21 protein-coding genes are annotated in these 23,210 nt (G+C 35.7%); 15 read left to right on the top strand and 6 right to left on the bottom strand.

All coding sequences use genetic code 11. The features are described from left to right. Window positions 1-33: 33 nt before the first annotated feature. The 9 genes from DOS84_RS05055 (at window position 34) to ftsY (ending at window position 6,545) form a co-directional block, all read left to right on the top strand. Window positions 34-1,335 (top strand): dihydrolipoamide acetyltransferase family protein, encoded by a 1,302-nt coding sequence (locus tag DOS84_RS05055; protein WP_111409015.1) that lies wholly within the window; start codon window positions 34-36, stop codon window positions 1,333-1,335. Window positions 1,336-1,467: 132 nt separating this feature from the next. After that, the gene (locus DOS84_RS05050) at window positions 1,468-2,238 is read left to right on the top strand and encodes a 3'-5' exonuclease (protein ID WP_111409014.1); all 771 of its coding nucleotides are present in this window, start codon (window positions 1,468-1,470) and stop codon (window positions 2,236-2,238) included. 66 nt (window positions 2,239-2,304) lie between these two features. Then, window positions 2,305-2,916, top strand: coding sequence for a fumarylacetoacetate hydrolase family protein (locus DOS84_RS05045; protein ID WP_111409013.1), 612 nt, complete (start codon window positions 2,305-2,307; stop codon window positions 2,914-2,916). Next, complete coding sequence (locus DOS84_RS05040) at window positions 2,916-3,260, top strand: Hpt domain-containing protein (protein WP_111409012.1); 345 nt, start codon at window positions 2,916-2,918, stop codon at window positions 3,258-3,260. Before DOS84_RS05045 ends, DOS84_RS05040 begins: the two co-directional genes overlap by 1 nt. 125 nt (window positions 3,261-3,385) lie before the next feature. Further along, window positions 3,386-4,639, top strand: coding sequence for a CinA family nicotinamide mononucleotide deamidase-related protein (locus DOS84_RS05035; RefSeq protein ID WP_111409011.1), 1,254 nt, complete (start codon window positions 3,386-3,388; stop codon window positions 4,637-4,639). A gap of 72 nt (window positions 4,640-4,711) precedes the next feature. After that, window positions 4,712-4,948 (top strand): 50S ribosomal protein L28, encoded by a 237-nt coding sequence (gene rpmB, locus DOS84_RS05030; RefSeq protein ID WP_024980263.1) that lies wholly within the window; start codon window positions 4,712-4,714, stop codon window positions 4,946-4,948. Window positions 4,949-4,975: 27 nt separating this feature from the next. Further along, on the top strand, window positions 4,976-5,158 hold the full coding sequence (rpmG, locus tag DOS84_RS05025) for a 50S ribosomal protein L33 (RefSeq protein WP_017495179.1): 183 nt from the start codon (window positions 4,976-4,978) through the stop codon (window positions 5,156-5,158). 74 nt (window positions 5,159-5,232) lie between these two features. Then, a complete protein-coding gene (locus DOS84_RS05020) occupies window positions 5,233-5,385 on the top strand; it encodes a DUF4295 domain-containing protein (protein ID WP_111409010.1) in 153 nt (50 codons plus the stop codon). A gap of 179 nt (window positions 5,386-5,564) precedes the next feature. Beyond that, a complete protein-coding gene (gene ftsY, locus DOS84_RS05015) occupies window positions 5,565-6,545 on the top strand; it encodes a signal recognition particle-docking protein FtsY (protein ID WP_111409009.1) in 981 nt (326 codons plus the stop codon). Window positions 6,546-6,734: 189 nt separating this feature from the next. Here the strand turns inward: ftsY and DOS84_RS05010 are convergent, their stop codons facing one another. Next, window positions 6,735-7,799, bottom strand: coding sequence for a serine hydrolase domain-containing protein (locus DOS84_RS05010; RefSeq protein WP_111409008.1), 1,065 nt, complete (start codon window positions 7,797-7,799; stop codon window positions 6,735-6,737). A 244-nt stretch (window positions 7,800-8,043) separates the two neighbouring features. Here DOS84_RS05010 and DOS84_RS05005 point away from each other — a divergent pair, with 244 nt between their 5' ends. Continuing rightward, window positions 8,044-8,487, top strand: coding sequence for a hypothetical protein (locus tag DOS84_RS05005; RefSeq protein WP_111409082.1), 444 nt, complete (start codon window positions 8,044-8,046; stop codon window positions 8,485-8,487). Next, window positions 8,468-8,764: a DciA family protein gene (locus tag DOS84_RS05000; protein WP_111409007.1), complete on the top strand. Its 297-nt coding sequence runs from the start codon at window positions 8,468-8,470 to the stop codon at window positions 8,762-8,764. Before DOS84_RS05005 ends, DOS84_RS05000 begins: the two co-directional genes overlap by 20 nt. Window positions 8,765-8,941: 177 nt before the next feature. Here the strand turns inward: DOS84_RS05000 and DOS84_RS04995 are convergent, their stop codons facing one another. From DOS84_RS04995 to bshC, 3 genes are all read right to left on the bottom strand, one after another. Further along, entirely contained in the window at window positions 8,942-9,361 is a 420-nt protein-coding gene (locus DOS84_RS04995) for a nucleoside-diphosphate kinase (protein WP_111409006.1), read from the bottom strand. 110 nt (window positions 9,362-9,471) lie between these two features. After that, window positions 9,472-10,743, bottom strand: coding sequence for an acyltransferase family protein (locus tag DOS84_RS04990; RefSeq protein WP_111409005.1), 1,272 nt, complete (start codon window positions 10,741-10,743; stop codon window positions 9,472-9,474). 126 nt (window positions 10,744-10,869) lie between these two features. Then, a complete protein-coding gene (gene bshC, locus DOS84_RS04985; protein ID WP_111409004.1) occupies window positions 10,870-12,480 on the bottom strand; it encodes a bacillithiol biosynthesis cysteine-adding enzyme BshC in 1,611 nt (536 codons plus the stop codon). 103 nt (window positions 12,481-12,583) lie between these two features. Between bshC and DOS84_RS04980 the strand changes: the two genes are divergently transcribed. Next, on the top strand, window positions 12,584-13,867 hold the full coding sequence (locus tag DOS84_RS04980; RefSeq protein WP_111409003.1) for an MFS transporter: 1,284 nt from the start codon (window positions 12,584-12,586) through the stop codon (window positions 13,865-13,867). A 130-nt stretch (window positions 13,868-13,997) separates the two neighbouring features. Here the strand turns inward: DOS84_RS04980 and DOS84_RS04975 are convergent, their stop codons facing one another. Beyond that, window positions 13,998-18,059 (bottom strand): DUF7948 domain-containing protein, encoded by a 4,062-nt coding sequence (locus DOS84_RS04975; RefSeq protein ID WP_111409002.1) that lies wholly within the window; start codon window positions 18,057-18,059, stop codon window positions 13,998-14,000. A 159-nt stretch (window positions 18,060-18,218) separates the two neighbouring features. Between DOS84_RS04975 and DOS84_RS04970 the strand changes: the two genes are divergently transcribed. Continuing rightward, entirely contained in the window at window positions 18,219-20,420 is a 2,202-nt protein-coding gene (locus DOS84_RS04970) for a B12-binding domain-containing radical SAM protein (RefSeq protein ID WP_111409001.1), read from the top strand. A 55-nt stretch (window positions 20,421-20,475) separates the two neighbouring features. Here DOS84_RS04970 and DOS84_RS04965 read toward each other — a convergent pair whose 3' ends face one another. Then, on the bottom strand, window positions 20,476-20,790 hold the full coding sequence (locus tag DOS84_RS04965; RefSeq protein ID WP_111409000.1) for a hypothetical protein: 315 nt from the start codon (window positions 20,788-20,790) through the stop codon (window positions 20,476-20,478). 291 nt (window positions 20,791-21,081) lie between these two features. On the opposite strand from DOS84_RS04965, the gene DOS84_RS04960 reads away from it, so the two are divergent. Next, complete coding sequence (locus DOS84_RS04960) at window positions 21,082-21,567, top strand: acyl-CoA carboxylase biotin carboxyl carrier protein subunit (RefSeq protein WP_111408999.1); 486 nt, start codon at window positions 21,082-21,084, stop codon at window positions 21,565-21,567. 200 nt (window positions 21,568-21,767) lie between these two features. Further along, window positions 21,768-23,210, top strand: coding sequence for an acetyl-CoA carboxylase biotin carboxylase subunit (gene accC, locus DOS84_RS04955; RefSeq protein ID WP_111408998.1), 1,443 nt, complete (start codon window positions 21,768-21,770; stop codon window positions 23,208-23,210).

Raw genomic sequence — 23,210 nt, 5'->3', positions numbered from 1 at the left:
CTGAAAATCAAAATCATCTTTTAGATTAACAATATGGCAAGATTTGAATTAAAGCTTCCTAAAATGGGAGAAAGTGTTGCAGAAGCAACCATCACAAATTGGTTAAAAGAAGTTGGCGATAAAATTGAAGCGGATGATGCCGTTTTAGAAATTGCGACTGATAAAGTAGATTCTGAAGTTCCGTCGGAGGTTTCCGGTGTTCTTGTCGAAAAATTGTTTGGTAAAGACGATTTGGTTCAAGTAGGACAAACTATTGCTATAATTGAAACAGAGGGTGGAGATGCTGTTTCTGAAAGTCCAGAAGTTGCTCCGGCAATTATTGAGGAAATTCAAAAAACTGTTGAGGTAGCCAAAGAATCGGTTACGACTCCAGTTGATTTTTCTGAAAGCGATAAATTCTTTTCTCCATTAGTAAAAAACATTGCAAAAGAAGAAGGGATTTCTTTAGGTGAATTAGTAAATATCAATGGTTCTGGGAAAGAAGGACGTGTTACTAAAGAAGATATATTGAATTACGTAAAAAATAGAGGTACACAACCTGCAGCTATAGTGGGAACACCCGCAAAAGCGCCTGAAGCTCCAAAAGCTACTCCTTCACAAACAGTTTCTCCTGTTTCTGTAAATGGCGGTGATGAAATTGTGGAAATGGATAGAATGCGTAAGTTAATTTCGGGTTATATGGTAGCTTCGGTTCAAACTTCGGCTCACGTACAATCATTTATCGAAGTTGATGTTACTAATATTGTAAAATGGAGAGATAAAGTTAAAAACGCTTTTGAAAAAAGAGAAGGCGAAAAATTGACCTATACTCCTATATTTATGGAAGCGGTTGCCAAGGCACTGAAAGATTATCCAGGTATGAATATTTCTGTTGATGGGGATTTTATTATCAAAAAAAGAAACATCAACCTTGGAATGGCAGCGGCTTTGCCAAATGGAAATTTAATTGTTCCAGTTATTAAAAATGCTGACCAATTGAATTTGGTGGGAATGGCAAAAGCGGTTAATGATTTAGGAAACCGTGCAAAAATGGGGAAACTTAAACCAGACGATACCCAAGGAGGAACTTATACGGTTACCAATGTGGGAACTTTTGGGAGTGTTTTTGGAACGCCAATTATCAATCAGCCACAAGTAGGGATATTAGCGCTTGGAGCTATTCGTAAAGTGCCTGCAGTTATTGAAACTCCAGAAGGGGATTTTATAGGTATCCGTCAAAAAATGTTTTTATCTCATAGTTACGATCACCGAGTGGTTGATGGTGCGTTGGGAGGAAGTTTTGTGAAAAGAGTAGCCGAATATCTTGAAGCATTTGATGTAAATAGGGATTATTAATTCGGTATAAATTAAAAATGAACCCGACAAATTTTTATAGTTTGTCGGGTTTTCTTTTTTTGGCATTTTTAGCATTGACTTTAAATAAATCGATCCCAAATCTTTATATTTGTACCAATTCAAATACAAAAAATGGAACTAAAACTCAATAAGCCAATTTGTTTTTTCGATCTTGAAACTACTGGAATTGACATCGGAAAAGATAGAATTGTGGAAATATCAGTTTTTAAAGTTTTTCCAAACGGAAATAAAGAAAGTAAAACATGGCTGGTGAATCCAACTATTCCAATTCCACCACAGTCGACGGCTATTCATGGAATTAGTAATGAAAAAGTAGCCAATGAACCTACATTTAATGAGCTGGCTCCTCAGGTTTATAATATGATTAAGGACAGTGATTTGGCTGGATTTAATTCAGATCGTTTTGATATTCCACTATTAGCGGAAGAATTATTGCGAGCTGGAGTTGATTTTGATATGAAAAATAGAGTTTCTGTGGATGTGCAGACTATTTTTCACAAAATGGAAGAACGTACTTTGAGTGCTGCCTTAAAATTTTACTGTGGGAAAGGGCTTGAAAATGCCCATTCAGCCGAAGCAGACACTATGGCGACCTATGAAATCCTAATGGCTCAATTGGATCGTTATCCCGAATTAGAAAACGACATTAAATCTTTGTCTGAGTTTAGTACCAGAAAAAAAATAGCTGATTTTGCAGGAATGATAGCTTTTGACGCCGATAATGAAGAGATTTTTACCTTTGGAAAACATAAAGGAGCCAAAGTCGATAAAATTTTGGAAACGGAACCGGGTTATTTCAGCTGGATTCAAAATGCAGATTTTCCTCTGTATACTAAAAAAGTTTTAACTGCCATTAAATTAAGAAAATTAAATACGAAATAGGATTCGAATAGCAAGTTTCGAAGTTGTCTGAAATCTGAAATCTAAAATCTGCAATCTAAAATAATAATGAAGATCATCTGCATCGGTAGAAATTATGCCAATCATATTGAGGAATTAAAGAACGAACGTCCTTCGGAGCCAGTTGTCTTTATGAAACCAGATTCGGCTATTTTATTAAAACAACATCCTTTTGTAATTCCGGAATTCTCTGAGGATATTCATCATGAAATAGAACTTATTGTAAAGATAAGTAAGGTAGGGAAGTATATCGAACCTAAGTTTGCTCATAAGTATTATGATGAGATTAGTGTGGGAATTGATTTCACAGCAAGGGATTTACAGGCGAAGTTGAAAGCAAAAGGACTTCCATGGGAAAAAGCCAAAGCATTTGATGGCTCGGCGGTTATTGGAGAATTTTTGCCTAAAAGCCAGTTTGTTTCGTTAGAAAATGTTACTTTTGAATTAACGAACAATAATGTTACAGTACAAAAGGGTAATTCTGAGATGATGATGTGGAATATTGATGAATTAATATCCCATGTTTCTCAATTTTTTACTTTAAAGATTGGTGATATTATTTTTACGGGAACGCCAGAAGGAGTTGCGGCAGTAAAACCAGATGATGTTTTAGAAGGATTTTTAGAAGGACGAAAACTATTTAGAATACAAGTAAAATAATGGCTTTAAAATATAATTTAGCAAAAGTGTACGCACTTTCGGACAATGATCCAGAGTTTGTGAATGAAATTTTGAATTTGTTCGTTACTGAAGTTCCTGAAGATTTGATGCAAATTGGCGAGGGGATTAAAAAAAAGGATCACAAACATACTTATGCATTTGCTCATAAATTAAAACCTACATTAGATTTGTTGGGATTAAATGTAGCATTCGAGGAAATTCTACAAATCGAAGCTTGGACAAAAACAGAAGGTAAAAAGAAAGAAATAATCGAGACCTATAAAAGCGTTAAGACACAAGTCAAAGATGCTATTAAAGAGGTGAGAAAAGATTTTGATCTTTAATTTATTGTTTTAATTTTTTACTTAAAATAACAAGAAAAGAATATTGCATAATCCAACAGTTGTATCAGTTTATACAGCGGTTGGATTATTTTTTTATCTAATTTAAAAAAGAAATTTATCAAAAGATGAGAGCAACCATAGTAACAATTGGGGATGAAATTTTAATTGGTCAAATTGTAGATACAAATTCGGGTTTTATAGCAAAATCTTTAGACAGAATAGGGATTGAGGTTCATGAGATGTTGTCTATAAGTGATTCTCAGCAGCACATATTTGATACCTTTTCAAAACTTCAAGACACGGTAGATGTGGTTATAATAACCGGTGGTTTGGGGCCAACTAAGGATGATGTTACCAAGAAAACTTTTTGTGATTATTTTGAAGATGAACTAGTGGTTGATAAAGCTGTTTTGGGACATGTTACCCAATTAATTGAAGGTTATTTTAAGAGGAAAATAACACAGATTAATAAAGATCAGGCATTAGTGCCTTCAAAAGCGACTGTATTTCACAACCAATACGGAACAGCGCCAGGATTGTGGATGAAAAAGGGAGATACGGTTTTTGTGTCGCTTCCGGGAGTTCCTTTTGAGATGAAGTATTTGATCGAAAATGAGATTATTCCAAAGTTGGTAAAGGAGTATGAGCGACCTTATATTTTGCATAAAACGATATTGACGTATGGTCAAGGCGAAAGTTTAGTGGCCGAGCGTATTGAAGAATGGGAAGATAGTCTTCCTGCTTTTATAAAATTGGCCTATTTGCCTGCTTATGGAAAGCTTCGTTTACGACTCACAGCTCGAGGAACGGATAAAAAAATGCTGGAAGAAACAATAGCGGAATGTGTAAGTTCGTTGGATGCTATTATTCATGATATTATTGTTGGTTTTGAGGAAGATGAAACGATAGAATTGATTTTGGGAAGAATGTTGTCTGAACGTAATCTTTCATTGTCAACAGCAGAAAGTTGCACTGGAGGAAAAATAGCTGAAATGATTGCTTCGGTTCCTGGAGCTTCCAATTATTTTAAAGGGAGCATTGTGGCTTATGCGACAGATGTGAAGATAAATGTGCTTGGCGTTTCTGAGTCTGTAATAAATGAGTATAGCGTTGTGAGTGCGGAAGTTGCAAAAGCAATGGTTTTGAATGTAAAAACATTATTAAAAACAGATTATGCAATTGCGACAACAGGTAATGCTGGCCCGGCAAAAGGCGAGGCCACAGCAGAAGTTGGAACTGTATTTATAGCATTGGCTACGCCAAATGAAATTCTCGTTGAGGAGTTTAATTTTGGTCAACCACGTGAAAAAGTGATAGATAGAGCTTCGGTTAAGGGACTCGAAATGTTGCTTAAAGAAATTTCAAAAAAAGAACAATAAATATTTTGGTTTATAGGTTTATTTTTCTTTTCTTTGCACCCTGATTTTGAATAACGATAAAAGATAAGTATAATGTCAAGAGTTTGTGACCTTACAGGTAAAAGAGCGATGGTAGGAAATAACGTTTCTCACGCTATGAACAAAACTAAGAGAAAATTTTCTGTAAACTTAGTTAAAAAGCGTTTTTATCTTCCAGAAGAAGATAGATGGATTACTCTTAGAGTAGCAGCATCTACGATAAAAACAATTAATAAAAATGGAATCGCTGCAGTTTTGAAAAAAGCGCAGTCAGAAGGATTTATTAAATAATCTTTTCCAAAATAAAAAAATAGCAAGATGGCAAAGAAAGGGAATAGAATCCAGGTAATTTTAGAATGTACTGAACACAAAACGTCAGGTGTTGCTGGTACTTCAAGATACATAACTACAAAGAACAAAAAAAATACTCCAGACAGATTAGAGATTAAAAAATTTAATCCAATCTTGAAAAGAGTTACTGTTCACAAAGAAATTAAATAATAATAGAGATTTTTTTTAAAATCTCAAATGGTCACATTTGGGGATTTTATTAAATTTCAAATAACATTTGAATCATGGCAAAGAAAACCGTAGCATCGTTACAAACATCTTCTAAGAGATTATCAAAAGCCATCAAAATGGTGAAATCTCCAATAAGTGGAGCATATACATTCGTTGAATCTATTATGGCTCCTGAAGAAGTTGATGAATTCTTGAAAAAGAAATAATTAACTATTACATTTTATAGAAAAGCTACTTTCATTCGGAAGTAGCTTTTTTATTTTCTATATTTACACCTTGAAATTAAAAGACTTTTTTGAGAATTTCTTTAAAAATAAATTAAATTGTTTTTAATTGATTTTTCTTGTTTAAGTTGACAAATGTAAATTCCAAATCATAAAACTCCATGAGCTTTTTTAAAAAAATATTCTCCTCAGAGAAAAAAGACTCGAGCCTAAGTCAAGAGGCAAAAGAAACATTAGATAAAGGTTTAGAAAAAACAAAAACTTCATTTTTTTCCAAGTTAACCAAAGCGGTTGCCGGAAAATCAAAAGTAGATGATGATGTTTTGGATAATTTAGAAGAAATTCTCGTTTCTTCGGATGTGGGAGTTGATACAACCCTTAAAATTATTACCCGAATTGAAAAAAGAGTAGAGGCAGATAAATACCTTGGAACTGATGAACTCAATCAAATTTTGAGAGACGAAATCGCGGGATTATTATCTGAAACCAATACTGGTGAAGCAACCGAATTTACTATTCCAGTAAATACCAAACCTTACGTTTTGATGGTGGTTGGAGTAAATGGCGTGGGTAAAACTACAACCATTGGAAAACTAGCTTATCAATTTAAAAAAGCAGGTTTTAAAGTGGTACTTGGAGCCGCGGATACTTTTCGTGCGGCAGCTATTGACCAATTGCAAATTTGGGCTGATAGAGTAGGCGTGCCTATTGTTCGTCAAGAAATGGGAAGTGATCCTGCTTCTGTAGCTTTTGATACATTACAGTCGGCGGTGGCTCAAAATGCCGATGTTGTTATTATTGATACGGCAGGTCGTTTGCACAATAAAATCAACTTGATGAACGAACTTTCAAAAGTAAAGCGAGTGATGCAAAAAGTGGTTGGCGATGCCCCGCATGATGTAATGCTAGTTTTGGATGGATCTACAGGACAAAATGCTTTTGAACAAGCCAAACAATTTACTGCTGCTACAGAGGTTTCGTGTTTAGCAGTAACTAAATTAGATGGTACTGCAAAAGGTGGTGTCGTTATTGGTATTTCAGACCAATTTCAAATTCCTGTTAAATACATTGGTGTTGGTGAAGGAATTGAAGATTTGCAGGTTTTCAATAAATACGAGTTTGTAGATAGTTTTTTTAAATAATTGTGCTCAGGAGTTTTATGAAAAATTATAATCCTATCTATTTTTACTTTGTAAGTATCATTGCATTTGTTTTGGCTAATGTGTTCAGAGACAAGAGCGTGTCATTGTATTATGTCTTATTGATAATTGGTGTAATTTTCTTTGTTTTGGGTGTAATCAAAAGGGTTCGAAATAAATAGAACGTTGATTCTACTGATACAAAGCATTAATTTTTGACCATAGTGTTTCATCAAAATCGGATAGGGCTAGATTTACATTATCTGCGGCATCTCCCATTCGGATGATAACCATTTTTTTGCTCGGAACCACATAGATTTTTTGATCGTTTTTGCCCAAAGCCATAAACATATCGTTTGGAGCTGTGGGTATAATGCTTCCTTGAAAAGTAGCTTGTGATTGTGGTAAATGATAATTGGATTTTCCGTTCAGCCACCATAAATAGCCATAACCTAAATTGATGTTTTGCGAAGTGTTAGTTGCTTCGTTGAAGTAGCTTTCGTTCAGAATTACATTGTTTTCCCATTTCCCCTTATTGAACATCAATAGTCCAAAACGTGCCATACTTCTTGTGGTACTGCTGTAAACAATATTGTTGCCAGATGTAAACCAAGCGCCATTCATTCCAATTTTGTCTCTTAATTTGGTATTGAAATAACTATTCCAGGATTGACCGCTCGCTTGTGCAATGACATCTTGCAATTTCACATATACATTGTGATATGCCCAACGGGTTCCAGCATCGGTGATGTAGGTCAGGGCTGCTGGAGAAACATCATCGGTGGAGTCGTCTAAGCCAGATGTCATGGTCAATAAATGCTTGCAGGTAATGAGATTCTCTTTGGCGAGAGGCACACTTGTCCAGCCTGTTCCTATATATTGAGACACTTTGTTGCTGATGTTGATGAGGTTTTCCTGTTCTGCGATTCCCGTCATAGTAGCCGTTAATGTTTTGCCGGCACTTGCCCAATACCAATTGGCTGTGGCATCGTGACCATTAAAATAATTTTCCATTACTATGCGTCCGTTGATAAGGATGATGAAGCCTTTGGAGTGTTTGAGTTCTAAGTAATCCAATAAGGGTTGTACGGCAGATGTTTTCCATCCAAGGCTTTCTATGGATTTGGTTTCCCAAGTTGTCCCAGTTAGAGGCGGGAAATATAAGGTTTCTGCTGGAGTGGGTGTTGGTTCTGAATTATCGGAAGAACAATTAATGCAAGAAAAGGCAAATACAAGTAATAGTATTGATTTTGACATGGTTGCGGAGGTTGGTTTTGGGTAAGACCAAAAATATCAAAATAAGTTTAATGAGCAGGTGAAATTTTTATTTTCTTTGGATTTTTAAAGTTTAACTTTGTCGCATTAACTTTAGATGTTGATTAATAGGATGGCCTAGCCCTGATAGCAGTGGAAATCCTTATGAGTCTCGTTTTTTCTAACGAGATTCATAAGATTGAAACGAATAGCAGGAAATAGCTCCTTAAAAAAAAGAAATTATTATATGAAAAAAATATTTGGTGTTTTGTTGATTACCCTTTTATTTGTGGGATGCAAGCAAAAATTAACTCCTGCTGATGTTGCCAAAATTAATGGGTATTGGGAGATTGAAAAAGTGGTTTTGGAGGATGGAAAAGAGAAGCAATATGGAGTGAATGAATCGTTTGATTATTTTAAAATTGACAAAAATAATGAGGGGATTCGCAAGAAAGTGATGCCTCAATTGGATGGAACTTTTTTGGTGAATGATACATTTGAGAATGTAAAAATCAGGTTTGCAGATGACCAGACTTTTTTGGATTATAGTACTCCTTATATGAAATGGAGCGAGGAAATACTGGCTTTGACAGATAAAGAATTGGTGGTTTTGAATGCAGAGAAAAAAGAATATCATTATAAAAAAGCGGGACCAATAAATCTAGATGACTATGGCAAAAAGACTAAATAATCAAAGTTCGATAGGGGACGTTTTGAAGCAAATTATTGAGGTCAATAAGTTGCAATCTGGTATGGATGAGATTGATGTGAAAGATGCTTGGCGAAATTTGATGGGGAATGGTGTGAACAGTTATACCAATAATGTGGTTTTGAAAGGTTCTACTTTGTATGTTCAGTTGACATCGGCGGTTTTGCGCGAAGAATTGAGCCACGGTAAATCCAAGATTATTAAAATGATTAATGAGGAATTGCGTAGAGATGTGGTGAGGGATGTGATTCTCAGATAGCAGAACTCAGAAGACTAAATAAAGAGGGCAGAATTTTTAAAATATAAAAAAATCCCATTCGTACGAATGGGATTTTTTTATATAATCTGCAATCTGCAATCTGCAATCTGCAATCTGCAATCTGCAATCTGCAATCTGCAATCTGCAATCTGCAATCTGCAATCTGCAATCTGAATACTAGAATTGCTCTCTTCCTGCAAAGTGGAACGTACCTTCGATAGCAGCATTTTCGTCGCTATCAGAACCGTGAACTGCATTTTCTCCGATTGAAGTTGCATATGCTTTACGGATAGTTCCTTCAGCAGCTTCAGCTGGGTTTGTAGCACCAATTAAAGTTCTGAAATCTTCAACCGCATTTTCTTTTTCTAAAATAGCAGCAACGATTGGGCCACGAGACATAAATTCTACCAATTCTCCGTAGAAAGGTCTTGCAGCGTGTACAGCGTAAAATGCTTGAGCATCTGCAACTGTTAATTGCGTTAATTTCAAAGAAACGATTTTGAAACCACCGTTTGTAATCATTGCCAATATATTTCCGATGTGCCCGTTTTGAACTGCATCTGGCTTAATCATTGTAAAAGTTCTATTAGTTGCCATTTTTCTGTGTTTTAAAATTTTGTGCAAAAATATACTTTTTTTATTGAATGATTTTAGCAAATCATCAATTTAATGGCGAAAATCTGTTATTACTGAGGTATTTTTGTTTTTTAAACTTTAAAGTACATTTTCTTTTTGTAGAAATAAGCCAAAGGAATAGACCATAAACCTACATAAAGCAGTGCGAACACTAATGAAGCGGTCATTGGATTATTGAAAAAAGGTTGTACTCCTGCAACATATAGATAATCTAAAAGATTGATTTGTTCTGTTAGTGTTTTTGGATTCGGAAACGAAATCATTACCATTGCTTGCGGAATGATTTCGGACAGGAAAAATACAATCATTGGATTGACTCCCCAAACCAAGAACAATTTTGTACCTTTTTTATAATCGGCAATATCAATGATATAGTATAAAATAGCCAAGACCAGTGTTGCCAAACCTGCAGTGTAAACCACGAAAGAGCTTGTCCAAAGCGCTTTGTTTATTGGGAAAACGATATTCCACAACTGACCCAAAACGATAAGCACAAATCCGATAATTGCCATTTTTTTTGCTTTTTCGATTTTTAATAATGAGCTGTTGAGCAATTGACCAATTAATAATCCGATAATTCCTGTAGCAATTGCAGGAATCGTACTTAGTATTCCTTCAGGATCCCAAGTATTGGTTGCTTCCCACATGTGGCCTTTTAAGAAAATGCTATCTACCCAAGCGGCTAAGTTTGTTCCTTTTTCGAGGTTTGTTATTTCGAATCCTGGGGCAGGAACAAGCGTCATGATTGCCCAATAACCTAGCAGTATTCCGATAGCTAAGAATAATTGTGTTTTTTGATTCGTTTTTAGATACAAAAGAGAAGCAATGAAATAGACAATTCCGATGCGTTGCAATACTCCCGGAAGTCTTACGATTTTGTATGCTTCGATACCGCTATAGGCTAAGATTAAATAAATTGCAAAAATTGAAACAGCCAAATAGGTTTTTAGTTTTGCATTGAAATTTCCCATCAATGCATAGCCTACTGCTGCAGTTATAATTAAACGTCCAATTACTAATGGAATACCATGCAATCCGAAGAGTTGTATTTTTCCGAAAAAGTTAAAAAATATTCCCAAACAAATCATTCGCAACGAACGTGTTAGGATTTTGTTGAAGGTGCTACTGTCATAGCTTTTGGTTGGCATGGCAAAAGAAATCGCTACTCCCATGATGAAAATAAAGAATGGAAAAACTAAGTCTGTTGGAGTGCAACCGTGCCATTCGGAGTGAAGTAAAGGAGGATAAACGGTTGCCCAGCTCCCTGGATTGTTGACAATGGTCATTAATAAAATAGTCAATCCTCTAAATACATCAAGCGAAATAAGGCGGTCTTTGGTCATTTTTTTTTAAGTTAGTAAGTTGCTGTGATGCTGAGTTTTTAAGTTTTTTTTGGTTTTAAGATTCTAAGTTGCTGAGATTCTCTGTTTTTTAATCTTAGCAACTTAGAGTCTCAGTGACTCAGCATCTTAAAAAGTTATTATATTAAAATTTTGTTCCAATGGTTTTAGTTGGCTCATTATTTGCGTAATCAAACGCTCTCCATTTTCCAAATAAAATTCCGAGAAATTAGTTTGTCTTTCTTGTAAACTTTGATTGGGAAACAATTCATTTTGCAATTCGATGATGCGTTGCAATTCATCGTGATATTTTCTTTTTTGGGCAATGAGTAGTCTTTTTTCTAAATTTTCCAATCCTTTGGTTTGTTTTACTTCCTGAGCTTTTACCGCACCTAAGAAAGATTTATCAGTTTGATTGGCCAATTCTAGAAGTTTCTTAAATTGTTTTTTTAAAGCTTCTTTTTGTTCGGAGAAATCAATCGGGAAATCCGATAGTTTTTGGGTTATCCGATTTACTAGAGAAGTTTGTTTTGAAAATAAATCAGCCCAAGATAGGTTTAGTTTATCCGCTTTTTTGCTTTGTTTTTCTGTTGCCAAAAGAGCCGAGTTTCTCAATAACAATATTGGGAAAGTGACTTTTGCGGAAGCGAAAAAAGATTTTAATTCGAGCCAATATGCAATTTCTCCACCTCCGCCAATGTAGCATAAATTTGGTAAAATAATTTCTTGGTAAAGCGGACGCATAATAACATTGGGACTAAATTTTTCTGGATTGTTTTCTAATAACTCGAGAATTTCAGTTTTGGTAAATTCAATTTTCGTGTGATTAACTTTGTAAATTCCGTTCTCAAGAATAATTCGTTCGCGTAAATTATCTTCAATATAGAATAAATTGATTTCGCGCGGATTCACTTGGACGAAATAATCCTTCATTTTCGCTACAGTTTCAGCAACAGCTTTGAAAGAAGATTGGTGTAGCAATTCGTCTTTAATATAGGGTATAAAACTGCGTTTCAAATCTTGATTATCTGCATCCAAAATAACTAAACCTGCTGCTCCAAAAAGAGCATTGGCCAAATATCTCGTTGCATCGGCTAAGTTGTCGTGTTTGAGATAGGAATCTTCAAAAAGTTTTTTAATCGTATTGGCATTGGTACTGGAACCTATTTCAAGTGCAAATATTTCAAGAAAATCATCTAATCCTTCGGTGGACAATCTTCCGACAGGTCCAGTACTTTCCCTGTTCCAGTGAAATTTTTTTCCTTTGAAACTGAAATAATTGATTTCTTCAAAATCATGATCCTCGGTTGCCATCCAATACACGGGAACAAAATTATAATTTGGATATTTAATTTTTAGTTCTTTGGTCAAATTAATGGTCGAAATAATTTTATACAAAAAGTACAATGGCCCTGAAAATAAATTAAGCTGATGTCCTGTAGTAACAGTGAAAGTATCGGCACTGGCCAAAGCTTCAATATTTTGTTTCGTCAGATCCGATGTGGGAATATTTGAATAGTGGTTTTTCAGAACCGTAACTAAAACGGCTCTTTTTGTGTTGAAATTGTTATTGCCGCTACCGTTGAAATTTTCTTTTTTTTCCTTTATTTGTTCTTCGAAATTTTCAAGATTTGGGAATCGATTGTAAAACTGCTGTGTAGGCTCTTTTTGGTTTAAATAATCATTCATCAAAGGAGAGAAATATCCAGAGTTTTGGTAGCTGATGCAGTCGGTTGGCATATTTAAGTTTATTTGATGCTAAATTACCAAAAAATATTGGAACAAAATCTTAGTTATTTTCGAAAATTAAAATCAACCATTAGTTTAACAACTTAAAATTCACATGCAAGAAACAACTAAACCAGCCAAAGTAAATTCTCTCAAACACATACTTTTCGGGAGTTTAATAGGCACCACGATTGAGTTTTTCGATTTTTATATTTATGCCAATGCCGCTGTATTGGTTTTTCCTCAATTATTTTTTCCGGGTTCAGATGCAACGATGGCAACTTTACAATCGTTGGCAACTTTTTCTATCGCTTTCTTATCCCGCCCTTTGGGTTCTGCATTTTTTGGACATTACGGAGACAAAATTGGCCGTAAATTTACTTTAGTGGCTGCCTTGTTAACTATGGGGATTTCGACTGTGACCATTGGTTTTTTACCAAGTTATGCCAGTATTGGTGTTGCAGCTCCTTTGTTATTAATGTTGTGCCGATTTGGACAAGGAGTTGGTCTCGGCGGCGAGTGGGGTGGAGCTGTTTTATTGGCGATCGAAAATGCACCGCCCAACAAACGCGCTTGGTATGGAATGTTTCCGCAATTGGGTGCGCCAATTGGATTGCTGCTTTCGGGAGGAACTTTCTTGTTGTTAACTGACTCTATGAGTAATCAGGATTTTATGGATTATGGATGGAGAATTCCTTTTATTGCCAGTTCACTTCTAGTTGTGGTTGGTTTTTATATCCGAACTAAAATTGCCGAAACTCCTTCTTTTGAAAATTCAAAAAAAGAACAGGAAGAAGTTAAAATTCCTTTTCTTACTTTGGTTAAATCGTACAAAAATCAATTGCTTTTCGGAACATTGGCTTCTATAACCACTTTCTTGGTGTTTTATTTAATGACAGTATTTACATTAAGCTGGGCTACATCCGATTTGGGTTACGAGAAAAGAGATTTCTTGCTGATTCAGTTGTTTTCAGTATTGTTTTTTGCTTTGTTTATTCCAATTTCAGCCGTTGTTGCCGATAAAATTGGACGCCGGAAAATATTGATTATTGCTACGACAGTTATTGCAATTTTTGGTTTTTTCTTTTCACACTTTCTAAATTCTGGAAGTTCATTAATGGTAACTTTCTTTTTGTGTACAGGAATGGCTTTGATGGGTTTTACTTACGGACCTTTAGGAACATTTTTGTCTGAATTATTTCCTACCAACGTTCGTTATTCAGGAGCTTCGCTGACCTTTAATTTGGCGGGAATTATTGGAGCTGCTTTTGCGCCTATGATTGCCATTTGGCTAGCATCAACTTATAGTTTGACCTACGTCGGTTTCTATCTTACTATAGCGGCTTGTATTTCGTTATTTTCTTTATTGGCAATCAGTAAGAAAGAACACAAATTCTAAATAAATAGTTATACCGTTTACTAAAGAGTTGCAAAATCGTTTTGCAGCTCTTTTGATTTATATATTAGTATTTTGCTCTCATAGTTATTTAAAAAGCCCAATAATTGGCTTTTTTTTAAAGTATATGTTTTTATCTTTTTAAGCTAAAATGACCTTTGTATTCTTTACCGTTTTTTCGAGTAGCTACAAACCAATAATCGGTAGCGGGGAGAGTTTGACCAATATAAGTTCCGTCCCAATCATTGGAACTGGAATCAAGTTCTTTTAGTAGTTTTCCAAAACGGTCGAATATTTTTAGGATTAAATCCTTTTCACTATCCGAAGATTTGATTTTCCAGGTGTCGTTAAAGCCATCTCCGTTAGGCGTAAAAAACTTAGGATACATTAATAAATAGACTTCCTCGGTTGCTATGCCACAACCATTTTTGTCCCTTACCTGTACTGTGTATTCGCCACTGTTTACACCCGAAAACTGGTTACTGTTTTGGTAATTAGTACCGTCAATTGAATATTCAAAATCCCCAGATCCGGTTACAAACACAGTAATTGTGTTGTCATTGTCTGTCCAGTCTTGGGTTTCTATTGAAGTTATTTTTGCAATATTGGATGTTTTTACGGTAAATTTTTTATAACTGAAACAAGAAACAGTATTGTAATTTTTAGTAACAATCACTGATAAATCTCCAGGATTGTCAATGGTAATGGTTTGAGTAGCTTTACCATTAGACCATAAATAACTGTCGGCACCCGAACCAGCATCTATCAAAATACTTTTGTTCTCACAAATAGGTACAATGTCTTGGATAGGGATAATTGGTTTTGGTAAAAGAGTGATTTTCAAAACAGCTATCGCGTAGCAAGGTGTATTGGAATTGATTCGAACGTAAATTTTATTTTCTCCCAATGCTAATTTATAATTGGAAACAGCGGTTATTTTATTAGCAGTCAATTCATTTTCTGCATCCGGCAGCGATTTGTAATAGCTGAAACTATAGTTGGGCGTATTTGAAATTAAAAAAGAATTAAAGTCTTCCAATTTTACGTATTCTTTATCATCATTTAAGTCATCACAAATAGAAAGGTCATAGTCATTCGAAGGCAAAGAGCTGATCAAAGGAACGGTTACTGCCAACCTATTGGTGCTTTCACAATTATTTTCGGTTTGTGAAGCGTAATAGGTTTTGCCATCGACTAAAGGTGTCGTATCTGTCAATAGATTACCAAGAGTTGAGCTGTCATACCATTTTATGGATGATCCAACAACTACAATAGTACTCAAAGTAGGATTCTGACTGGTGCAAAAGCTTTGGGTTGCAACTCCTGTTGGAGGAAGTGTATTTTGAATGTTAACGACAACAGGAATTCTTTCGCTTTCACATCCATTTATAGTTTGCGAAGCATAATAAGTGAAGCCGTTTTGAAGAGGAGTTGTATTTAATAAAAGGTTTCCAAAGGTTATTACATCATACCATTTTACGTTTTGGCCTGTTATGGCAATATCATTTATAGTTGCATTTTGTTGAATGCAGAAAGGTTGGGGGGAAGTAGCTGTTGGAAATGGCTGATTGCTAATGGTAACAGTTTGGTTCTGATGCGAGATATTTCCATTCCCATCATTATAATCCCAAATTACAGTGTAAGTTCCTGGCAAACTATAAGAAAGCGGGTTTGAGGTAGTAGCTGTAATTGATCCTGCACAAGCGTCTGTGGCGGTTGGGATTGTTGTTATTAAGGAGTGACAATCTCCTGTTATGGTTTGAAGATTGGATATATGAGGTACAGGTGCTTCTATGTCTCCAATAATTACATCAATTTTTTTTGTATCATCACAACCACCAGTTCCAGTAATTAAGCAGCTATATTCTCCACTATTGGCTGTTGTTGTATTTGAAATTGTTGGATTTTGATCTGTTGATGTAAATCCGTTTGGACCGGTCCATAAATGATTGGTTCCTCCTGATGCTTTTAGTTCTAATGTTTTGCCAATACAGACTGGAGAGTTGCTTTCTATCTTAGGTATGCCAAGCATAACCGATTCTTCAAATTTCATTAGAAAATAATTATGAAATCCAAGAACGTTTGATTGATATGAACTCGCATCCGCAATACCGTTATTTTCACTTGATATACTACTTGCAAATATGTTATTGTTTTGGTCTAATGCTATTTTTGTTGGACTATCCATAGAATCTCCTCCAATATCTGTTCCCCAAATAAAATCTGCGTCTTTGGAAAACTTAGCAATATATCTTTCAAAATGTTTGTTTGATCTATAGGAACATGGAGTTGTTAATTTTGCATAAGAAAACCCAAAATTTGTAGCACCAAGATATATTGAATTGTTTCTAAAAACAATAGAATAAATATGGGCTTGTCCGATATAAGTACCCCAGATTCTTTTTCCATTGGTATTTAATTTGGCCAAAAAACCTTTGTATGAAAAAGGATTACTACTTTCAAAGCTGTCAGGCGTAGTTATATTATTATTACTCGCAGTTTCACCACCTATATAAATGTTGTCTTCATCATCAATTTCAATTGCATATATATCTTCAATTTGCTCACCTCCGTAATAGGTTGCCCATGTTCTTTCTCCATCTAGTGAAAATTTGTATACAACTCCATCGGGATGAGTAATTGGGTCATGTAATTCCTGAAAAACTCCTGGGGTAGAAATATTGTTGAAACTATATGTTGTGCCGCCAATAACCAAGAAATTATTTTTTACTGCTATATCATTAAGTATATCACTAGTTTCCCCTCCGACATAAGTACTCCAAATTAAATTACCTGTAGATCCAAATTTAGTTAGAAATCCATCGACAGAATTAGAAAAATTTGGGTCTAGATTTAGGTGTGTTTGGAATTTGCTGTTTATTGCAATTCCTGTTGTACTAGCAGTCTGGCCAATCAAGTAAATGTTGTTACTAATGTCTACATCAACTGCAAAACCCAAATCCTGATCTTCGCCACCAAAATAAGTTGCCCATAACCTAACGCCAGAGCTATTAAATTTTGCCAAAAAAGCGTCTTGATAACCTCCTAAAGTTTGCTTGTATGATCCTACTGTACTTATGTCAGTTGGATCTTGAGTTGTACCCGTTACAATCACATTGTCCTGAAAATCTATTTTTATATCAGATATACCACAATAATTTTGACCGCCATAATAAGTTCCCCATAAACGATTTCCATTTGGACTGAATTTTTCAATAATGCCATTTAAATATGAGGAAGATTGTGTCGTTTGATGCGCCCCTGTTGTGGCATATGATGAATTTTGAGCATTTGTACTTCCAGCCACATATGCATTTCCAAAAGAGTCTGTGCTGATACTTGAAGTACTTAGTACTTGGGCTGAACCAGTGTGATCTCCATAAAAAGTTCCCCAAAGTCTTGTTGGAACTGGATCAATAATTAAAGTTTTCTCAGAAACATTTCCCGAACTCGCAAATCCATAAACATTCTTCTTAATTTTAGTATAACCAACAGCAATATCTTTTTTACTTTGACCATCTTCTGTCCAACTGGCTGGAAGGGTTTCCTCCATTTCGCCAAAACGAACAGTCATTCGGATTTTATTGTCCTTCAATTCTGTTTGGGCTCCACTAAATTTTAATTGAATATCCGATATCTTTCCTTTTGGATGAACCACAAAATTGTATTCTACGGTTTTTAATGTGTCTTTTGGAACAGAGAAAACCACATCAATGTGGGGATAAATGTTTTTATAGGTTATTTGTTTGTATTGATGCACCATCAAAACTCCTTTAGGTTTGTTGGGGATATTATAGTAATTGTCATAGTCCAAAGATTTTTCTTCGGTAATCAATTCTACCTTTGGATTTGAATTTACAAAATCAATGTCAATTCTGTGAAATTGGTATTCTAAAGTATAATCGGGAAGTTTATCATTGTCTTTTGAAGGAAATGGTAAAGGTTTTTTCTTTTCGTCGTGAGAATGATTGATAGGATGTTTTTTTGCTTCATAAACATCATACGAAAAACCATTTTTTTTCAACTGAACATTTAATCCGCCAGAGTTCAACAGATATTTTACCGCATTGTTGGGTTTACCTTTTTGGTCAATAATCTGACCTTTATTCTCTTTAAAACCAATAGTTTTATTTTTATTTTGGGCAAATGAAGAAATGGTAATTAATGCTATAAACAAGAGTAATTTTAAGTTCACTAGAGGCGGTTTTTAATGATTTTGTAAATGTATTTAAATCTTTACAAAGTATCTAATTCTATTTTTATTTCTGTATAAATTAAAAAACAGAAAAGTTACAATTCGCTTTTATGGAGAGAAACTAAAAATATCCCTTATTTTTGCATAAAATAATATCCCTTGAAAACCAAACTTTTCCTTATCACGCCCCCGTTTACTCAACTGAATACACCTTATCCAGCGACTGCTTATATCAAAGGGTTTCTGAATACTAAAAATATTGAATCGGTTCAGGCGGATTTAGGGATTGAGGTGATTTTGGAATTGTTTTCGAAAGAAGGACTGAAGAGTTTATTTCAATCCAATAGCCAACAACCAACAACGGACAACTGCAAACGAATTCTAGCTTTACAGGACGAATACATTAAAACCATAGATTCGGTTATTGCATTTTTGCAGGGGAAAAATCCAACGTTGGCACTCCAGATTTGTCAGGAAGATTTCTTGCCGGAAGCTTCTCGATTTGCACAATTGGAAGAACTCGATTGGGCTTTTGGAACGATGGGGACACAGGATAAGGCGAAACATTTGGCAACTTTGTATCTTGAGGATATTTCAGATTTTATAGTGGAATGTGTCGATGAAAACTTTGGGTTCAGTCGTTATGCGGAAAGATTGGGAAGAAGCGCCAATTCTTTTGATGAATTGTATGAAGCTCTCCAACAAGAGCCAACTTATATTGACAACATTCTGCTTTCTATATTAAAAGAAAGAATAGAAACGATTCAGCCGACATTATTCTTGATTTCGGTTCCATTTCCTGGAAATTTATACTCCGCTTTTCGATCTGCACAATGGGTAAAAGAGCACTATCCGAATATCAAGATTTCGATGGGTGGCGGTTTCCCGAATACCGAATTGCGTTCACTTTCGGATGCTCGAGTTTTTGAGTTTTTTGATTATATCACTTTGGATGATGGTGAAACGCCAATTGAGGAATTGATTTCTAATTTAGAAGAGTCAGAAGCCAAGAACCAAGAATCAAGATTTTTTAAACGAACATTTCTTCTTGAAGAAGGAAAAGTGGTTTATAAAAATAATTCCGCTAAGCCGGATTATAAACAATCCCAAGTGGGAACACCCGATTATTCGGATTTGCTCTTGGATAAATACATTTCGGTTATCGAAATTGTGAATCCGATGCATAGATTGTGGAGCGACGGACGCTGGAATAAACTCACGATGGCACACGGTTGTTACTGGGGGAAATGTACGTTTTGCGATATTTCTCTAGATTACATCAAGGTTTACGAACCCGTTGCGGCGAGTTTGTTATGCGACCGAATGGAAGAAATGATTGCTCAAACTGGAGAAAACGGTTTTCATTATGTAGATGAAGCTGCACCTCCTGCTTTGATGAGAGCTTTGGCACTCGAAATCCTTCGTCGAAAACTAGCAGTCACGTGGTGGACGAACATTCGATTCGAAAAGAGTTTTACCCAAGATTTGTGTCTGTTACTCAAAGCTTCTGGGTGTATTGCTGTTTCTGGGGGGCTTGAAGTAGCTTCGGACCGATTATTGAAACTGATTGACAAAGGCGTAACGGTAGAGCAAGTGGCCAAAGTTACTCGGAATTTTACCGAAGCGGGCATTATGGTACACGCCTATTTGATGTACGGTTACCCAACACAAACAATACAAGAAACAGTGGATAGCCTCGAAATGGTGCGCCAATTGTTTGAAGCGGGAGTGTTACAATCGGGATTTTGGCATCAATTTGCTATGACGGCACACAGTCCGGTGGGAATGTTTCCAGAACAATTTGGTGCCGTTAAAGAAACGGAAGCCATAGGGACATTTGCTAATAATGATATTAATTTTGTTGATTCAACAGGAATCGATCACGATAAATTTAGTTTTGGACTAAAGAAATCGCTGTTCAACTTTATGCACGGAATCTGTTTTGACTATGAGTTGCAAGATTGGTTTGATTTCAAAATTCCGAAGACAAAAATAGGTGCTGATTTTATTTTTGATGCCTTGCAGGAAGAAACCAATTTTAATACCAAACCTACCGCCAAAATTGTTTGGCTGGGTGGAAAACCATCAATTGAAACATTTACCAAATCCAAAAAAGGAAATAGTTGGGAAATGATGGCTTTGACTTTTCACGACAAAAAAGAAAGCTTCACTATTCAGACCAATAAAGCTGAAGGGGAATGGCTTATCGAAATGCTTCAGAAAATCTCAGTTTCGAATGCAAAAACTTATTCTTTCCAGGAAGTAAAAACTGATTTTGAACAGCAGCTAGAAGATTTTGAGTTGTTTTGGTATTCAAAACCTGTTAATGCCTTAAGGGAATTCGGGCTGTTGGTATTGTAAATTTTTTTTGCAGGAATCATTGAACTTTTCCTACCGCGGAAGCTAGATTTGTAAATCAGGTTGGTATAACCGCAAATGGTATTGCAAAAACTATAAATTGTATTGCAAGAACTATAAATTGTATTGCAAGAACCGTAAATGGTATCGCAAGAACTATAAATGGTATTGCAAGAACCGTAAATGGTATCGCAAGAACTATAAATGGTATCGCAAGAATCATAAATGGTATCGCAAGAACCATAAATGGTATTGCAAGAACTATAAATGGTATTGCAAGAACCGTAAATGGGAATGCACTATTTATAAATTGCCAAGTGTATTGTGGAGATACCTCTTCCGTCGGTATGACAATATCGTGGTTAGATTGCAATAAGATTGTGGTAAAACTATACCGACTACATAAATCCTAATAAATGATGATTTTACCACTTAATATCTTGTTCAGCGGGTTTGCGTGAGGGATAATAGCAAGTTACCGAAGTAACGCGGATAGCCCGACTCCAGTAGAGAATGGGCCGTATATGCGCAAAGTGAAGTAGGCCCATTTTCTACTGGAGGCACGCCCTAATTGTTGCTCTTCGGACGATTTTGTCTAGAATTTGTTTTTTTGTTTACGAAAACGTTTTCTTTTCATACTTTTACTCCCCTAAAAAGACCAAGAATGAGTGATAATTACAAAGTAACTGTAAACGATGCTTTCCATTTTGATTTTGAAAAGGAAAGTATTTCTCAACTGGATGCAATACCTACGGGAGTAAATGAATTTCATGTACTGCATCAAAACTTACCTTATAAAGCGGAAATCATCACTTCGGATTTCAATCATAAAAGCTATACGGTTAAGGTAAACAATACAAATTATACTGTTGCAATTTCAAATCCACTAGATATTCTGATTAAGGAAATGGGGTTTGAAGTTGGATTGACCAAACAAGTTAACGCAATCAAAGCGCCTATGCCGGGATTAATTTTGGAAATTAGCGTTGTTGTCGGACAAGCCGTGAAAGAGAATGATAATCTAATCATTTTGGGCGCTATGAAAATGGAGAATAGTTTTCTTTCGCCTCGTGATGGTGTGATTAAATCCATTTCGGTGAGTACGGGAGATGCGGTAGATAAAGGGCAGTTATTAATTGAGTTTGAATAAGGAGGACAAGTAAGAATCAAGAAGAAAGAATCAAGAAGAAAGAATCAAGAAGAAAGAATCAAGAAGAAAGAATCAAGAAGAAAGAATCAAGAAGAAAGAATCAAGAAGAAAGAGACAAGAAGAAAGAAACAAGAGAGATAGAAGTATTTTGTCTTGATTCTTGCAGTGAAGCGGTCTTGCTTCTTTTAATCTATTAAAGTATGAAGAAAATATTAGTTGCGAATAGAGGAGAAATCGCCATTAGGGTGATGAAAACCGCACAAAAAATGGGCATTAAAACCGTGGCAGTATATTCTACTGTTGATAGAAATGCACCGCACGTAAAATTTGCTGATGAAGCCGTTTGGATTGGAGAAGCTCCATCAAATCAATCTTATTTGTTGGGAAGCAAAATTATTGAAGTGGCGAAATCTTTGAATGTAGATGCAATTCATCCGGGATATGGTTTCTTGAGCGAAAATGCGGATTTTGCAGAGGAAGTTGAAAAAAACAATATCATTTTTATTGGTCCAAAGTCGAAAGCCATCAAAATTATGGGAAGTAAACTCGCAGCCAAAGATGCTGTAAAAGCATATAATATTCCGATGGTTCCTGGTATTGATGAAGCGATTACCGATATCGAAAAAGCAAAACAAGCCGCCACAACAATTGGTTTTCCAATTTTGATTAAAGCTTCGGCTGGTGGTGGCGGAAAAGGAATGCGTGTTGTGGAAAGTGAAGCTGATTTTGAATCCCAAATGAATCGTGCGATAAGCGAAGCGGTAGCAGCATTTGGTGATGGTTCGGTTTTTATCGAAAAATATGTGGCTTCTCCGCGACATATCGAAATTCAGGTGATGGCAGACAGTCATGGTAACATTTTATATTTGTTTGAAAGGGAATGCAGTATTCAGCGTCGTCATCAAAAAGTGGTTGAAGAAGCACCTTCGGCTGTTTTGACTCCGGAATTGCGGAAGAAAATGGGAGAAGCAGCTGTTCTGGTTGCTAAGTCCTGTGATTACCTAGGAGCAGGAACCGTTGAATTTTTATTGGACGAAAACAATAATTTCTACTTCCTTGAAATGAATACCCGCTTGCAGGTAGAACACCCGGTTACGGAATTGATTACCGGTACAGACTTGGTTGAATTACAAATTAGAGTGGCAAGGGGAGAAGCATTAGCCATTAAACAAGAAGACTTGAAAATAAAAGGTCATGCGCTGGAATTGCGTGTCTATGCCGAAGATCCCCTAAATGATTTCTTGCCGAGCGTTGGACATTTGGATGTGTATCAATTACCTGTTGGCGAAGGAATTCGTGTGGATAACGGTTTTGAGCAAGGTATGGACATTCCGATTTATTATGACCCGATGCTGGCCAAATTAATCACTTATGGACAAACTCGTGAAGAAGCGATTCAGTTGATGATTAAAGCGATTGAAGACTATCAGGTGGAAGGCGTTCATACAACTTTGCCTTTCGGGAAATTTGTTTTTGAGCACGAGGCGTTTCGCTCTGGAAAATTCGACACGCATTTTGTGAAGCAATATTACAATGCCGATGTATTGAAAAACCAAATGGCACAAGAAGCCGAAATTGCTGCTTTGGTGGCATTGAAACAGTATTTTGAAGATCAAAAAAACGTACGCTTACCAATTCAGTAA

It is taken from the genome of Flavobacterium aquariorum, from assembly GCF_003254745.1.
GTDB lineage: Bacteria > Bacteroidota > Bacteroidia > Flavobacteriales > Flavobacteriaceae > Flavobacterium > Flavobacterium aquariorum.
The sequence above is the reverse complement of the archived record's forward strand: the minus strand, read 5'-3'. Positions and strand labels throughout refer to the sequence as shown.